General features: G+C 35.4%; 14 protein-coding genes. 12 read left to right on the forward strand and 2 right to left on the reverse strand.

Annotated elements, in window-relative coordinates; translation table 11 throughout:
• The first annotated feature begins 34 nt into the window (after positions 1-34).
• From FBR08_RS07900 to FBR08_RS07945, 10 genes are all read left to right on the forward strand, one after another.
• On the forward strand, positions 35-3,376 hold the full coding sequence (locus tag FBR08_RS07900; protein ID WP_158962230.1) for a SusC/RagA family TonB-linked outer membrane protein: 3,342 nt from the start codon (positions 35-37) through the stop codon (positions 3,374-3,376).
• Positions 3,377-3,399: 23 nt separating this feature from the next.
• On the forward strand, positions 3,400-4,887 hold the full coding sequence (locus tag FBR08_RS07905) for a RagB/SusD family nutrient uptake outer membrane protein (protein ID WP_158962231.1): 1,488 nt from the start codon (positions 3,400-3,402) through the stop codon (positions 4,885-4,887).
• Position 4,888: 1 nt separating this feature from the next.
• Positions 4,889-5,926 (forward strand): substrate import-associated zinc metallohydrolase lipoprotein, encoded by a 1,038-nt coding sequence (locus FBR08_RS07910; protein ID WP_158962232.1) that lies wholly within the window; start codon positions 4,889-4,891, stop codon positions 5,924-5,926.
• 5 nt (positions 5,927-5,931) lie between these two features.
• Entirely contained in the window at positions 5,932-6,741 is an 810-nt protein-coding gene (locus FBR08_RS07915; RefSeq protein ID WP_158962233.1) for a DUF4302 domain-containing protein, read from the forward strand.
• Positions 6,742-6,840: 99 nt separating this feature from the next.
• The gene (locus FBR08_RS07920) at positions 6,841-7,449 is read left to right on the forward strand and encodes a 4'-phosphopantetheinyl transferase family protein (protein ID WP_233266288.1); all 609 of its coding nucleotides are present in this window, start codon (positions 6,841-6,843) and stop codon (positions 7,447-7,449) included.
• A 53-nt stretch (positions 7,450-7,502) separates the two neighbouring features.
• Entirely contained in the window at positions 7,503-8,210 is a 708-nt protein-coding gene (locus FBR08_RS07925; RefSeq protein WP_199268642.1) for a Bax inhibitor-1/YccA family protein, read from the forward strand.
• 61 nt (positions 8,211-8,271) lie between these two features.
• The gene (pnuC, locus tag FBR08_RS07930) at positions 8,272-8,898 is read left to right on the forward strand and encodes a nicotinamide riboside transporter PnuC (protein WP_158962236.1); all 627 of its coding nucleotides are present in this window, start codon (positions 8,272-8,274) and stop codon (positions 8,896-8,898) included.
• Positions 8,891-9,289: an alternative ribosome rescue aminoacyl-tRNA hydrolase ArfB gene (gene arfB / locus FBR08_RS07935; protein ID WP_158962237.1), complete on the forward strand. Its 399-nt coding sequence runs from the start codon at positions 8,891-8,893 to the stop codon at positions 9,287-9,289. The genes pnuC and arfB overlap by 8 nt, the downstream gene beginning before the upstream one ends.
• Positions 9,290-9,354: 65 nt before the next feature.
• The gene (locus FBR08_RS07940) at positions 9,355-10,038 is read left to right on the forward strand and encodes a glycosyltransferase family 32 protein (protein WP_158962238.1); all 684 of its coding nucleotides are present in this window, start codon (positions 9,355-9,357) and stop codon (positions 10,036-10,038) included.
• 180 nt (positions 10,039-10,218) lie between these two features.
• Positions 10,219-12,402 carry a TonB-dependent receptor gene (locus tag FBR08_RS07945; RefSeq protein ID WP_158962239.1) on the forward strand — a complete coding sequence of 728 codons (2,184 nt, stop codon included), beginning with the start codon at positions 10,219-10,221 and terminating at the stop codon, positions 12,400-12,402.
• A gap of 119 nt (positions 12,403-12,521) precedes the next feature.
• Here the strand turns inward: FBR08_RS07945 and FBR08_RS07950 are convergent, their stop codons facing one another.
• The gene (locus tag FBR08_RS07950; RefSeq protein ID WP_158962240.1) at positions 12,522-12,968 is read right to left on the reverse strand and encodes a hypothetical protein; all 447 of its coding nucleotides are present in this window, start codon (positions 12,966-12,968) and stop codon (positions 12,522-12,524) included.
• 155 nt (positions 12,969-13,123) lie between these two features.
• On the opposite strand from FBR08_RS07950, the gene greA reads away from it, so the two are divergent.
• Positions 13,124-13,600 carry a transcription elongation factor GreA gene (greA, locus tag FBR08_RS07955; RefSeq protein WP_158962241.1) on the forward strand — a complete coding sequence of 159 codons (477 nt, stop codon included), beginning with the start codon at positions 13,124-13,126 and terminating at the stop codon, positions 13,598-13,600.
• Positions 13,601-13,620: 20 nt separating this feature from the next.
• A complete protein-coding gene (locus FBR08_RS07960; protein ID WP_158962242.1) occupies positions 13,621-14,010 on the forward strand; it encodes an HIT family protein in 390 nt (129 codons plus the stop codon).
• A gap of 88 nt (positions 14,011-14,098) precedes the next feature.
• Here the strand turns inward: FBR08_RS07960 and FBR08_RS07965 are convergent, their stop codons facing one another.
• Positions 14,099-15,241 carry a sensor histidine kinase gene (locus tag FBR08_RS07965; protein WP_158962243.1) on the reverse strand — a complete coding sequence of 381 codons (1,143 nt, stop codon included), beginning with the start codon at positions 15,239-15,241 and terminating at the stop codon, positions 14,099-14,101.
• Positions 15,242-15,421 lie beyond the last annotated feature (180 nt).

Below are 15,421 nucleotides of genomic sequence, written 5' to 3' on the forward strand. Positions count from 1 at the left end.
ATTTGTTTGTTAAACAATTTAAAATTAATAGAACATGAGGAAAGTTGTACTTCACTTCTTCTTTGTAATAGCAGCCTTGCTAATGGTAAATGAGGGGTTTGCGCAAAGCAGAAAGGTTACAGGACAAGTTATTTCTGGTGGGGATGGGTATCCTCTTCCGGGAACAAGTGTGTTGATTAAAGGTACCCAAGAAGGTGTTGCCACCGATTTTGATGGTAACTATTCAATCACTGTAAAAGATGAGAACGCTGTATTGGTGTTCCAATTTATGGGGTTTGTTACTGCTGAAAAGAAAGTGGGCAAACAAGCCATAGTTAATGTGAAATTAGCGGAAGAAGCAGAAATGTTAGACGACGTTATCATTAACACAGGTATTGATAAAGTATCAAAACGCAATTTTACAGGATCAACGATTAAAATTGATGAGAAGGCATTAAAAGTAGATGGTATGCCTGACGTTAGTAGAATGATTGAGGGTAAAGCTGCTGGGGTTACAGTACAAAACGTAAGTGGAAGTTTTGGAGCTGCGCCTAAAATTACAGTGCGTGGATCTTCTTCTATCTTTGGAGATACAAAGCCGTTATGGGTTATTGACGGAGTTGTTCAAGAAGATATTATTAACGTTAGTTTTGCTGATTTAGCTTCAGGAAATGCGGAATCTCTTTTGAGTTCGGCTGTTGCTGGGTTGAATGCAAGTGATGTTTTGAGTATTGAAATTTTAAAGGATGCTTCTGCAACTTCTATTTATGGTGCTCGCGCGATGAATGGGGTTGTTGTAATTACTACAAAATCAGGTAGAAGAGATACTCCTTTGACGTTTACTTATAACTTTGAAAGTACAATTAGAGAAGTGCCGAATTATGCTAACTTCGATATCATGAACTCACAAGATACGATGGGTGTGTTAACGGAGATGGATCGAAAAGGAAGATTAACTTTTCCAACGGTTTCTAGTGGACGATATGGTGGAGTGTACCATTTATGGGCGCAACAAGTGGAAAATAAATTGATTCCTCATACAGATGCGGCTAAAAATGAATTCTTAAGACAATATGAGACTGCTAATACAGACTGGTTTAAAGTTTTATTTAGACCTTCAATTATGCAAAATCACTCGATGAGTTTCTCTGGAGGTGGTAAGAACTCTAGCTACTTTGCTTCAATAGGATATTTAAATGATCCAGGATGGTCTATCGGGGATGATGTAAAAAGAATTACAGCTAACTTGAAGACTACATTCTATATGAATGACAATTTAACGATTGCTTTGTCTTCTATGGCATCGATTCGTGATCAACAAGCGCCAGGAAGTTACAACAGTAAAAAAGATGTTGTAGGTGGAGCGGTAACAAGAGATTTTGATATTAACCCATTTAGTTATGCGTTAAATACATCAAGAGCTTTAAGAGCGTATGATAACAATGGAGATTTAGAATACTATAGACAAAACTGGGCTCCTTTTAACATCGTGAATGAGTTAGATAATAACTTCATGACGTATGATGTAAAAGATATTAAGTTTCAAGTTGATTTAGATTATAAGTTATCTAAAAACTTAACTTTCAGTTCATTAGGATCTGTTCGTTATGTGGATTCAAATAGAAATCACGAAATTCACGAAGGTTCTAACGTTGTAGGAGCTTATAGAGCAAATGGTGATAAAATGACAAGAGATGCTAACCCATACTTGTACCAGGATTTAGATAATCCAGCTGCACAGAAAGAAGTGGTGTTAGAAAATGGAGGTATTTTACACAAGTTCTATAATACATTATTGTCTTATAACTTAAGAAATACATTAAATTTCTCTAAAACTTTAGGAGCAAATTTAGATCACGAATTAAATATTTTCGTTGGACAAGAAATGAGACATGTTGACCGTAATAATGATAATTTTACGGGTTATGGTCTTCAATATGATAAAGGTTTTACACCATTTACAGATCCTAGATTAATCGAAATGATGATTAATAAAGGACAATATTCATTTGGTAAAGGGTTAGAAAAAGAGCGTACAGTTGGATTCTTTGGAAAAGCAACTTATTCTTATGATGGTAGATATGTAGTGTCGGTAACAGGACGTACAGATGCTTCGAATCAACAAGGACAAGGTGGAGCTAGCTGGTTGCCAACTTGGACTGCTTCAGGAAAATGGAATGCAAAACAAGAGAAATTCTTAATTGATAACAATACAATTAGTGATTTAAGCGTTAGAGCAGCGTATGGTTTAACAGCAACGTCTGGACCAGCTTCTAACTCATTAGCAATTTTGAAAAATTCATTAACTGTTGGAAGAGTTAAAGTTGGGGATAGAGAATCTGGTTTAGAAATTTCTGAATTACAAAACAAAGATTTGACTTGGGAAAAACAATATGAGTTAAACCTTGGTGTTGATTTAGGTTTATTTGACAATAGAGTTTATATGTCTGCAGACGTGTACAAAAGAGATGCTTATGATTTAATTGACTTAGTTAAAACATCTGGTATTGGTGGACAAGAGACAAAATGGGGAAATAATGCGGATATGTCTACAAAAGGAGTTGAGTTAAACTTAACAACTAGAAATATCGTTACTCCTGATTTTTCTTGGAGTTCAAATATTAACTTCTCTTATTTTGATCAAGAAATCAAGAAATTAGCATATGAAGCACAAGCGCACCAATTAATTTCTGGTACGGGTGGTAACGTGGTAGGTAGATCAAGAAATGGATTATATTCATACCAATTTACAGGCTTAACTGCTGATGGTTTACCAACTTTCGTTCAAGGTGCAGGGGTAACTGATAATATTGGTGGTGCAAACTTCCAAGATAGAGATGATGTAACTTCTTATTTAAAATACAGTGGTGCATTAGAACCAAATAAATCATTAGGTTTTACCAATACATTTAAATACAAAAGCTTTACAGTAGATTTTCTTGTTGTAGCTTCAGGTGGAAATGTAGTAAGAATGAACCCTGTGTTCGCTTCGAACTACAATGATACACAAGTATTCACTAAATCATTAAACAATCGTTGGATGATCGCTGGTGATGAGGATAGAACAACTGTACCAACGATTCTTGATGCAAGTCAGTTAATGACTGGTAAAAACAGAATGGATGTAGCGTATAATACTTACAATTATTCTGATGAAAGAGTAGCTAAAGGAGATTTCGTACGTTTGAAAAACATTACTGTTGGATACGAATTCCCTGAGTTATTTAAGAAACAAATTGGAGTAAATTCTTTCGGTTTGAAATTTTCAGTGACAAACCCTTGGTTGATTTATTCTGATAAGAAGTTGAATGGACAAGACCCTGAGTTTTATCAAGTGGGTGGTGTAGCTATGCCTGTTACAAGACAATACACTTTCACTTTGAATTTATCAATCTAAAAGCTTAGAAGAAAATGAAGAAAATGAAAAATATAAAATTAACAGCGGCAGCACTAGCGTTATTTTCGCTAGTGGGTTGTTCTGATTTCTTATCAGAAGTTCCTGATAATAGAACGCAATTAGATTCGCCAGAAAAAATATCAGAGCTACTAGTTAATGCATACCCTCAAAGAGATTATATGTATTTCACGGAGGCTATGACGGATAACTTTGGAGATAGTAAAAGGATAGATTTAAACGACTTGACTAATACAAAGTATTTTCAGTTTGAAGATAATCAAGTTGCTGATTTTGACTCTCCATCTTGGTATTGGGAAGCGGCTTATAGTGCTATCGCTCATGCTAATCAGGGATTAGCTGCTATTGAAGAAATGGGAAATAGCAACGGAAAATTGAATGCACAAAAAGGAGAGGCATTGTTAGCGCGTGCTTATGCTCACTTTATGTTGGTCAATGTTTTCGCTCAAGCGTATGATCCAGCAACAGCAAGTTCAGAATTAGGGGTTCCTTATATGACTTCTGTTGAAAGTAAATTGATTGTTAATTATAAGAGAAATACTGTTCAAGAAGTTTATGACTTGATTGAAAAAGATTTACTAGAAGGAATTGAAATAGTAGGTAATGCTTATAAGAAACCAGGATACCATTTTACGAAAGAAGCGGCTAGAAGTTTCGCTACAAAGTTTTATATGTACAAAGGAGATTGGGATAAAGTGGTTGAGTATTCAAATGGTCTAGGAGATTTTCCTGTGAAAAAGTTAAGAGATCTAGCTGAGGATGCTAATGCTGATGGACCTGTGCAACAACAGAATTATGCTGGTCAACATACTCCTGCAAACTTGTTGTTAGCTTCTGCAAACTCTGCTCATCCATACGGATTAGCTACATCTAGATTTGGGGTAAATACTGAGTTACAAGAAACTATTGGAAAAAAATTAAATCCTTATGATAAAGATTGGTTTTACAGCAGAAGATGGCAACAGTATTATTCTAATGCAGCAGTTGTAGCAAGTAAATTTTTTATGTATTTTATCTATGAAGGTTCAAATACTACTTCTGGTACACCTTATACTACTTTCGTATTATTAAGTAATGATGATATGTATCTAAATAGAATCGAGGCAACAGTTATGAAAGGGGACTTAGATAAAGCAACAGAAATGATTGCACATTTTACGAAGTTAAAAACCTATAACTATGCTGCTAGCGATAAAAATAAAGCAACGAAAGCTAAAATTCTTGCTTTAGCTGGTGATGCTAGCGAGTATGAACCATTCTATGGACTATCTGGTGATCAACAAAAATTTGTAAAATATCTAGCTGAAATTCGTAGACGTGAATTCGTAGGTGAAGGTGCTAGATGGTTTGATATTAAAAGATTTAATTTAGAGGTGAAACACGTTGACTTGGTTACAAACCAAGAGTTTATTTTAAACAAAAAAGATTTGAGAAAAGCGATTCAGTTGCCTTCTCATCTAACGCAATATGGTGTTGAACTTAATCCTAGATAATATGAAAAATAATTTTAGAAATATCGTTTTAGGTGGAATTTTATTAGGACTTACTGCCTGTTCAAATGATGATAAGTTGTCAAAAGACAGTGTGTTGATTGATAAAGAAGTTGACGAAAGTGCTGAGGGTGTATATTTGAGAGAAACATATGGCCCTTATCATATCAATGTAATGTACAAATGGGATAGAAACCAGTTTGGAGAGTCGGATGATGTTTTACGTTCATTGTATCCAGCTAAAAGAGAGAACGTTATTCCAGCAATGGATTTAGTGGATCAAGTTTGGTTGAAATCGTATGAAGAAGCATTTAAACCTGAGTTCTTACATAAAATTAGAGGGCCATTCGAGTTTATCGTTGCTGGTGGACCTGCTCTAAATGATAATGGTACGAGAACGTTGGGAATTGCAACTGCAGGTAAACGTATTACTTTCTTTGAATTAAACGATGTTGTTCGTAGTAAAGCTGCTGCACAGCAATTTATTCATACAATTCAACACGAATATATTCACATTATCAATCAAGATAGTCCGTTTGATGAAAGAGAGTATGGTAAGGAAACAATAGGAGATTATACGACTGGATGGTATAACGTACGAGCTAATGAAGCTTTAGAATTAGGGTTTATTACGCCTTACGCATGTAATAATATTTTTGAGGATTTCGCTGAGATGGCTTCTTATATGTTAACCAATACACCAGAGCAGTTAAATGCTTTGTTAGAAACCTTGAAAGTGCAAAATGCAGATGGTTCATTTTCATACAAGCCTGGACGTCAAAAGATTTTGAATAAAATTGAGTTCGTTCGAAATTATTTTAAAACAGAGTTTGATCAAGATTTTGATGAACTTTGTAGAGTAGCGAATGCAAACGCAGCAGCAGCAAGTTTATTGAATGGAAGAGGTAATGGAATTGTAGCTAACGGTTTAGAAACTAGAAGTGCAAGTCCTTATGGAACTGTTAAAAATGGTGGAGTTCATTACTGTCAACATGATTTATATTGGGAGTCTGAATCAACAACAATTAGAAAGAATAAATAGAGGGTATGAAAAAGTATGTAATTAAAATAGCGGCTTTATCATTCGCATTAGTCGGATTAGTATCTTGTACTAATATAGAAGACAATGATATCTATGACAAGAATCAAATTCAACGTTTTGAAGAAACTAAGGCGAAATTAAAAAGCGAATTAGTATCAGCAGAGCATGGTTGGATTGTGGATTTCTTTCCTGAAAATTCTGCTTTAGGAGCTTATAGCTTATTATTTGAGTTCAATGAAGATGGGACTGTTGAAACACGTTCAGATGTTACAGATGGTAAATATGATGTTGTAAAGGAAGAGTATGATTTCGTTATGCTTAGTACTTTAGCGTTGAGTTTTCCTGTTCAAACTACAGTGCATAACATTACTGCAAAATATGGGTCAAGAATAAAAACGGATATTGAATTTTTGTATGATGAAACTAAAGAGAATGAAATTCTTTTTAAAGGACATTTTACAAGAAATCAGATTGTGTTTAGAAAAGCAACAGCTGAAGACAAACAGTTTGATTTGACAATGAAGCATAGAAATCTTGACTTAGTTTCAGCCAAAAGAAATATGGTAATCACATCTGGTGAGGATATGGAAGTATTCAATTTCAGATATACTAAAAATACTAGATATGCTAAAGTTTCTAATAGTGCTGGAAATAGTATAAATGGTAATGGAGGTATCGGTATTGGAGGTTCTAATGAAGGGATTATTATTAGTCCTGCAATTGAATTTCCTGATGGATCATCGATTTCAGAGTTGATTTTTGAAAATGGAGTTTTCAAAGGAGAAAGTGGAAATAATTCAGTTATTATCATGTAATATAAAAAGAGTCGCAAAATGCGACTCTTTTTTTTATACCGAACAAATTGTATTTTTGCAATTCATCATAGTCAGTATTTTGTACTGACTTTTTTATTTATGGCACTAGTAAAAGAAATAGAAGTAGAATCTGGAACACTCTATGTTTGGCATATTACCGAATCAGTAGAAGAGTTGGAAACATGGCTTGAACTATCTGCTTTTAGTCAAGCACGATTACTGAAGATGAAGTCGGTGAATCATCAAAAGGCCTTTTTAGCTGTCCGTCAAGTTTTGCGCCAGTTGAATATTGCCGATACTGACTTAACCTATAATGAAAATGGCAAGCCGAGTTTAAGTTCTGGAGTGCACATCTCCATCTCTCATTCTTTTGATTATGCTGTGGTTGTTATGAGTGAGCAAAATGTTGGGGTGGATATCGAGTTAATTCGTGATAAGATTGTGCGTTTAAGCAGTAAATTTTGCAATGAAAGAGAGCTGCGTTTTACTCCAACTGGATACCTAAAAAAAATGGAGTATCTAACAGAAATTTGGTCCGTGAAAGAGGCTTTGTTTAAGATGTGTAATTCACGTAGTCTGAGCTTTGCTCAAGATATGGATGTCAACGTAGAGCAAAGACAAGCCAAAATTAGTCAAGGTGATTTCCGAGTGGAGTTGAAATATCATTTATTTCGTTTAGAGGATTATGTATTAGTGGTTAGCTACTAAAAATGTAAATGATAATTGTTGCAATTTTCGTAAATTGCTCAAAATTTTTAGATATGGAAAATAATCAGCCTATTTATGCTGTTGCCCATGAATCGGATACGGTTAAAGCACAGTTTTACAAAAGAACGTACGGGAATTTAGCGCTTGGTGTGCTTGCATTTATGGTGTTTGAAACTATATTGTTGAATACTCCTTTTGTTGTAAATGGAATGTTTCAATTAATGGGAATGAGCAAGTACTCATGGTTAATCATTCTAGGTGCCTTTATGGGAGTTACTTGGTTCGCGCAAAACTTAACGTATAAAACGGCAAATAAGCCACAGCAATATGCTGGTTTCATGTTATATGTTTTAGCGCAAGCTTTTTTGTTTGTGCCTATTTTAGCTATGGCGTTAAGTATGACGGGTGACTCTTCATTAATCGTACAAGCAGCAGTATTAACGCTTGCGCTGTTTTTGGGTTTAACAGGTGTGGTATTTGGATCGAATGCTAATTTTTCATTCATGCGTTCTATTCTAACAATAGGTTTTTTCTTAGCGTTGGGTACAATTGTAGCAGGGATGTTGTTTGGTTTTGATTTAGGTTTGTGGTTCTCTTTAGCCATGGTAGCTTTAGCTTCGGGATCCATCTTATATTCAACTTGGCAAATTAAAAATGAATATGCTGCAGATCAATATGTACCAGCAGCATTGAGCTTATTTGCTTCTTTAATGTTGTTGTTCTGGTATATCTTGAGAATCTTAATGAGCAGAAATAATTAATTGTAGGAAATGATACAGTAAAGCCATACTTTTTGTATGGCTTTTTTTATAAGCTAAAAGTATGATTGAGTTTTTCTTTGGAGCCTATCGAGATACGAGTTGGCTTAATATTGGCCTAGAAAGTATTGTTTTTGTTTTCGGCATTCTCAGTGTGTGGTATGCAGGTAAAGAAAATATACTCGTTTATCCAACAGGATTAATCGCAACGGTGATTACAGTGTATTTGCTCTATTTAGCGGGTTATTTGGGCGATATGATTCTCAATGGATATTATTCCTGTATGAGTATTTATGGTTGGTATAATTGGTCTAGAATGAAGCAAGGAGGACAAGCCGTGCAAATTAGTCGAACCAATAGAAAAGAAAAGGGAATTGGCCTTGTTGTTTTTGTTTGTACCATTGCCCTGGTGTATATTGTTTATCGTTTGACTGACACGGCGATTCATCCAGAAAACTACATTGATATTTTTACATCTGGGGTGTTTTTCTTGGGCATGTATTTTATGGCTTTAAAGAAAATTGAAAATTGGACGATGTGGCTGATAGGGAATGTTATTTCCGTTCCTCTGTACGCCTATAGAGGATTGGGTATTTTAGCTATTCAGTTCATTATTTTTACCATATTGGTTATCCAAGCGTATATTGCTTGGTATAAAATTTTAAAAAAAGAAGAAGTGCATCATGGATAAACAAGAATTAATTAGAGAATTAAATTTTAAGGCAGTGCGCAGTGGAGGTGCGGGAGGGCAACATGTCAATAAAGTTTCATCTAAAGTTGTTTTGTTTTGGCATTTGGAAGCCTCTGCTGTATTTAATGAAGAAGAGAAGAGCAGGTTACTCAAGAAACTGAGTAACTACATATCGAAAGAAGGGATTTTTATTGTAAGTGCAGAGGAAACAAGAAGTCAAATCAAAAATAAAGAAATTGCTATTCAAAAATTGATTGGACTGCTCAAGGTTGCCTTGACGCAACAAAAGATTCGAAGAGAAACCAAAGTGCCTAAAAGGGTAATTAGACAAAATATGGAAACTAAAAAAAGGCTTTCTGAAAAAAAAGAGGGGAGAAAACGAATTATTTAGCAGCATAGTAATAGGGGTGTGATTATTATTTAATATAATTGCATCAGTATTAAATGAATTAGTTTATGATTCCTAAAAAAATTCACTTATGTTGGTTTGGTAGGGGGGCCTATCCGGAAGAAATGCAACTATGTTTGAAGTCTATTGAGCAATATTTACCTCAGTATGAAGTGATAATTTGGACAGAAGATAATTTTGATATTGCCAGTTATCGTTTTGCTCAAGAAGCCTATCAAGAAAAGAAATATGCTTTTGTTTCTGATGTGTGTCGTCTACACGCGTTGAATGAACAGGGGGGAATATACTTCGATACGGATATCGAGATTGTACAAAATTTTGATGCTTTTTTAGCACATCAATTCTTTTGTGGTTTCGAATCAGATCGCTTGTTGAGTACGGCTGTGCTTGGAAGTGAGAAGAATAACCTGATGTTACAGAAATTATTGGATGCTTATCGCAATAAATCATTTTACCGCAAACACTTGTATAAAAAATACTATACAACGCCCAATACAATAACGATAACCCAAGAGTTCTTATTGAGAGGGTTACAATTGACGAATCAAAAACAAGAACTTGAAGGAGGGAAATACGTCATTTATCCACAAGCTTTTTTTAGCCCGAAAGATTGGAATACTGGAGTATATACGATTACTCCGGATACTCATGCAATTCATCATTTTTCTGGTTCTTGGATGGGAGGAGAAAATAGAAAAGATTGGATCAAGCGTTTGTTCTTTTCTAAATAATACTCCCTATATTTGCAGTTCAAATCTCAAAGGGGTGCCGAACAGGCTGAGATCATACCCGTAGAACCTGGGCAGGTAATGCTGCCAAGGGAAATAGTGCAAGGATATCTTGCATGGGAAAAGTGTAATTATTAATCAAACAATAATTGCCCCTTTTATTTGTGAAAGTATTTTTTACGAATGAAAAAAGTAACTGTAAATTCATTGTTTATTCTTGGTTTATGTCTAAGTGCCGCCACACCTGGGTTTGCACAAAACCAAGCGACTCTTGATTCCATCCAAAAAACAGCATTAAATGAAATTGTGGTATCCGCTGTTCGCGTTGATGGAAAATCGCCTATCGCGTATGAAAATAGATCCCAAAAACAAATTGAAAAACGCAATTTAGGACAAGATATCCCGCTGCTCATGTCGCATATGACTTCTGTAGTGACAACAACTGATGCGGGAAATGGAATTGGTTATTCGAGTTTTCGCGTGAGAGGTTCAGATGGCACTCGTGTCAATGTAACCTTAAATGGAATTCCTTATAACGACGGAGAATCTCATGGATCATTTTGGGTAAACATGCCCGATTTTGGGTCTTCTGTTCAAAACTTGCAATTGCAACGTGGAGTAGGGACGTCAACCAATGGAGCGGGTGCCTTTGGCGCTAGTTTAAACTTGAAAACAGATGATTACGCACAAGAAGCAAACGCAGAAATTGCCAATTCATTTGGGAGCTACAATACCCGTAAGTCTACCGTTAAATTTAGTACGGGATTGATTAATGATAAATTTGAAATTGCTGGACGCTTGTCCGATATTCATTCCGATGGTTATGTGGATCGCGCTTCTTCAGATTTGAAGTCCTATTTTTTACAAGGGGTTTATGTTGGTACTACCTCTTTGGTTAAAGCCTTAGTATTTGGAGGTAAACAGAAAACGTATCAAGCGTGGAATGGAGTGTCTCAAGAAGAAATAGACTTATACGGCAGACGCTATAACCCAGCAGGTGAATATAAAGATGACCAAGGAAATACCCAATTCTACAACAACGAAACAGACAACTACAAACAAGATCACTACCAATTGCACTGGAGTGAAAGATGGTCAGAGCAGTGGAGTTCGAATGTGTCTTTGCATTACACCAAAGGATTTGGGTATTACGAGAATTACAAAAAGAAGCAAAAGGTTAAAGCGTACGGATTAGATGCTGTTTTTGTCAATGGAGAAGAGGTGAATCGCACGGACTTAATTCGCCGAAAAGCCTTAGACAATCACTTCTATGGGATGGTGTTCAATGTCAACTATAAAACAGAAGCATTAAACGTTGCTGTAGGTGGAGGCGCTAATAAGTATGAAGGAGATCATTTTGGTACAATTTTGTGGGCCAAACAACCTGTAAATTTTGATTATAAACAAGAGTATTACCGCGATCACGCTGTAAAGACTGATGTGAATTTCTTTGCCAAAGCAACATGGCAAGTCGCAGAGCAATGGAGTTTATTTGGAGATATGCAATACCGCCGCGTAACTTATGAAGCAAATGGATTAGATACTGGCTTGGTCAACGATAAGTTTAATTTCTTGAATCCAAAAGCGGGTATTACCTTCCAAGCGAATGATGAGAATCAACTTTACTTTTCTTACGCTAGAGCGAATAAAGAACCAAATCGAAACGATTACGAAGGAAGAAAAGTACAGAAGGAGATGCCAAAGGCAGAAAAGATGGATGATTTTGAATTGGGCTGGAGATTCAATACAGGAAATACCGCTATTAACATCAATGCTTTTTATATGAAGTATAAAGATCAGTTGGTCCTAACGGGTGAATTAAATGATGTAGGAGCGTCTGTTCGCGAGAATATTGATAATAGCTATCGCTTGGGAATCGAAATAGATGCCAATGTTAAGGTACTAGAAAAATGGTATTGGAATCCTAGTATTACTTTAAGTTCAAACAAAAACAAGAATCTATATTATTTATGGGAGGGCGAAATGCAATATTTTGGTACTAGAGCAATCGCTTTCTCTCCAGATTTCATCGCGTCTAATGCAATAACGTATGAGCCAATTACGGGAATGAGTGTTTCCCTATTGACCAAATTTGTAGGAGAACAGTATATGTCTAATATTGAAGCGAAGAATTCCAAATTGGATTCTTATTTTGTCAATGATTTGAGCTTAAACTACGAATTTCCAGTGAAGAAATGGTTTAGAAGTATAGGCGTGTCTGTCTTGGCAAATAATATTTTTGATGTGAACTACATTTCAAACGGCTATTATTGGTCTGATTTTGATGGAACACAAGCCATTGATGGTGCAGGATACTATCCACAAGCCACATTCAATATCTTAGCTGGTTTAACGCTGAAGTTTTAATAAAAAAAGGATGATCGAAAGATCATCCTTTTTTGTTTTTCTTTACGAGTATTCGTACTTCATTCAGCTATCTAGAAAGGAAGTTTAGCGTTTTGTCAATTTTATTGGATTAGGCCTATTTAGTAATTAATACTTAGTGTTGTACCTTTTTGGTTGACAGAGTAAAAAACTAATGGATATTGAGCTCCAGGAGTTTTCGAATTGCCGTTTAGTAAACTGTATTCAAGAGGAAGGGCATGTTGTTCACAAGAGCAAGTAAGCATAACACCTCCTGGTTTGTCCAATTTCATTCTCGAACAATTGCGGTCAACGGGGTGATTGGGACAGGCAATGTCATAGGCCAAATAATAAGAACCCATATTGTAAATAATCACGCCCATAACGCCTTGATTTTCTATAATTACAGAATTATTAGGGAATTTTAGCTTATCATAAGCGGGTAAATTGAGATCGATGAAAATAGAAACGGGATTATTCGGTAAATAAGGATTGCTGCTTCGCATGCTGTCCTTAGAGCAGCTAAAGCTAAATAGTAAAACCAGAACTAAGAATAAATTTTTTTTCATCGCATAAAATATTTGTAAAACAAATTTAATTAATTAACTTTGACATGTAGTCATTACAGAAATAGATAATTTATTTAAATAAATATTAAAATATTTTTACGCACCAGAAAATCCCGTTTCATGGGATTTTTTCTATTTATATAAACCAGTTAATTATGAGTAAAATTTCGTATTACACTGCTGAGGGGCTGAAAAAGCTAAAGGATGAATTAGAGCAGTTAAAAAGTGTAGAGCGTCCAAAAGCATCTCAAGCAATTGCTGATGCAAGAGACAAAGGGGATTTATCGGAGAATGCGGAGTACGATGCAGCAAAGGAAGCACAGGGGTTACTGGAACTTAAAATTGCGAAAATGGAAGAGGTAGTCGCTAGTGCTAGAATTATTGATGAGTCTCAATTAGACGAATCAAAAGCGTTAGTACTTTCAACCGTTAAAATTAAAAACCAATCCAATGGTATGATTTTAACTTATACGTTAGTCGCAGAAAGTGAAGCAGATTTGAAAGCAGGAAAAATTTCTGTAACTTCTCCTATTGGAAAAGGATTATTAGGGAAATCTGTGGGTGAAATCGCAGAAATTAAGGTCCCTAATGGGCAAATGAATTTCGAGATTCTTGAAATTTCAAGAGATTAATTTTAAAAAACACCGTTCGTATGAGTTCAATTTTCACTAAAATAATCAATGGAGAGCTTCCAGCTTACAAAATCGCTGAAAACGATAAGTTCTTAGCCTTTTTAGATATTAATCCCAATGCAAAAGGACATACGCTGTGTATTCCCAAGCAAGAGATTAATAAAATCTTTGATATGGAAGAAGATCACTATGTAGAATTGATGAAATTCTCAAGAAAGATTGCGAAAGCCTTAGAGCAAGCTGTTCCATGTAAGAGAATTGGAATGTCTGTTGTAGGGTTGGAAGTACCACACGTACACGTACATTTAATTCCACTGCAAACAATGGATGATATTCGCTTTAGTAAGAAAGAAAGCTTGAGCCCAGCGGAGTTTGAAGAAGTTGTTAAAAACGTACAACAATACCTATAATCTTTAATAGAGAAAGGAAATAAAAAAGCAGTAGTGAATTAAATCGCTACTGCTTTTTTTATCTTTCGGTATCATTCACTAAGCGGAATTAAACCATTTTATATGTAATCACAAAAGTAGTTCCCTTGCCTATTTCGGAGTGATGCACCCTAATCTTTCCATTTTGGTATTCCTCTACAATTCGACGTGAGAGCGATAAGCCCAAGCCCCATCCGCGTTTCTTTGAGGTGTATCCCGGTTCAAATATTTTTTCAAATTTATTTTTGGGAATTCCACTTCCCGTATCGGTGATAAAAAGATGAACAAACTGATCCGTTTCTGAGATAACGAGTTCTATTTGTCCTTTCCCCTTTGTGGCGTCAATGGCGTTTTTAATTAAATTTTCAATGGTCCAGCTATGTAATTCAGGATTGAGTAAAACCTGAAGATCACGTTCAGGTGCTATAAATTCAAACGCAATATGTTTAGACGAGCGTTGTTGAAAATACAGATAGGTTTTGTAGGTTTCTGCAACGATGTCTACAGGGGCTAATTTTGGTTTGGATCCAATTTTAGAGAAGCGATCCGCAATGGTCTGCAATCGCTTGACGTCTTTTTCTATTTCTTCAATAATCGCAGGGTTTATCTCCTCCAATTTCATTAATTCAATCCAACCCAACAAGGAGGATAAAGGTGTGCCAATTTGATGGGCGGTTTCCTTAGCCATACCCGTCCATAATCGATTTTGAACGGCAATCTTATTACTGCGGTAAAAAATAATGATTAACACCGTAAAAAAGATAAAAATCAAAATTAAAGCCAAGGGATAGTATTTTAACTTTAGCAATAGAGAAGAATTGCCGTAATACAAATATTGCTTTTGCTTACCTACTTCTACTTCAATAGGCGTATTTTCATTTTTGAGTTTGCGCAAAAATAAAGCAGCCTCTGTTTCACTTTGTAGTACATGAGGAGGAACGTTGACCATGGCTAAAATGCTATCGCGTTCATTCGTTTGAATGATAGGAATGGTTGTGTTATTGGTGAGAATTAACAAAGGGAGTTCAAGATTAGTATCGTGAGGATTTGCTTCATTCAACGTATTGGATGCCGTGGACCAAATTTCCATTTTGATGCGCTCTTCTTCTTTGTAAGTTTGAAAAAAGGAATATGTATTCCAAAGAATAAGGAGTAAAACAACAAAAGCTGTAGCAATGAGGGTCCAACGAATAATCTCTCTTTGTATTTTCAAGGTAATGTTTAATTTAGATGCTTAAAGATAATTAAAAAAAAGGCGATATAATTCACTCTATGCGGGCTTTTCCTAGAAGGTGAATGAAGGTCGTTAAGGGTATAAACGCAGAAATAGCGCTTTTTTATATGAATAGACGTCATTTTTTGTTTTAAGCAGTGGGTTAGATTCTTTAGCAGA

The organism is Myroides fluvii, assembly GCF_009792295.1.
GTDB classification, from domain to species: Bacteria; Bacteroidota; Bacteroidia; order Flavobacteriales; family Flavobacteriaceae; genus Flavobacterium; species Flavobacterium fluvii_A.

Excerpts from the sequence above, each read along its gene's own strand:
- FBR08_RS07900 (WP_158962230.1), top strand. The coding sequence starts at position 35 with ATGAGGAAAGTTGTACTTCACTTCTTCTTTGTAATAGCAGCCTTGCTA.
- FBR08_RS07950 (WP_158962240.1), bottom strand. The coding sequence starts at position 12,968 with ATGAAAAAAAATTTATTCTTAGTTCTGGTTTTACTATTTAGCTTTAGC.
- FBR08_RS07945 (WP_158962239.1), top strand. The coding sequence starts at position 10,219 with ATGAAAAAAGTAACTGTAAATTCATTGTTTATTCTTGGTTTATGTCTA.
- FBR08_RS07940 (WP_158962238.1), top strand. The coding sequence starts at position 9,355 with ATGATTCCTAAAAAAATTCACTTATGTTGGTTTGGTAGGGGGGCCTAT.
- FBR08_RS07925 (WP_199268642.1), top strand. The coding sequence starts at position 7,503 with ATGGAAAATAATCAGCCTATTTATGCTGTTGCCCATGAATCGGATACG.
- FBR08_RS07905 (WP_158962231.1), top strand. The coding sequence starts at position 3,400 with ATGAAAAATATAAAATTAACAGCGGCAGCACTAGCGTTATTTTCGCTA.
- FBR08_RS07920 (WP_233266288.1), top strand. The coding sequence starts at position 6,841 with ATGGCACTAGTAAAAGAAATAGAAGTAGAATCTGGAACACTCTATGTT.
- greA (WP_158962241.1), top strand. The coding sequence starts at position 13,124 with ATGAGTAAAATTTCGTATTACACTGCTGAGGGGCTGAAAAAGCTAAAG.
- FBR08_RS07910 (WP_158962232.1), top strand. The coding sequence starts at position 4,889 with ATGAAAAATAATTTTAGAAATATCGTTTTAGGTGGAATTTTATTAGGA.
- arfB (WP_158962237.1), top strand. The coding sequence starts at position 8,891 with ATGGATAAACAAGAATTAATTAGAGAATTAAATTTTAAGGCAGTGCGC.
- FBR08_RS07960 (WP_158962242.1), top strand. The coding sequence starts at position 13,621 with ATGAGTTCAATTTTCACTAAAATAATCAATGGAGAGCTTCCAGCTTAC.
- FBR08_RS07915 (WP_158962233.1), top strand. The coding sequence starts at position 5,932 with ATGAAAAAGTATGTAATTAAAATAGCGGCTTTATCATTCGCATTAGTC.
- pnuC (WP_158962236.1), top strand. The coding sequence starts at position 8,272 with ATGATTGAGTTTTTCTTTGGAGCCTATCGAGATACGAGTTGGCTTAAT.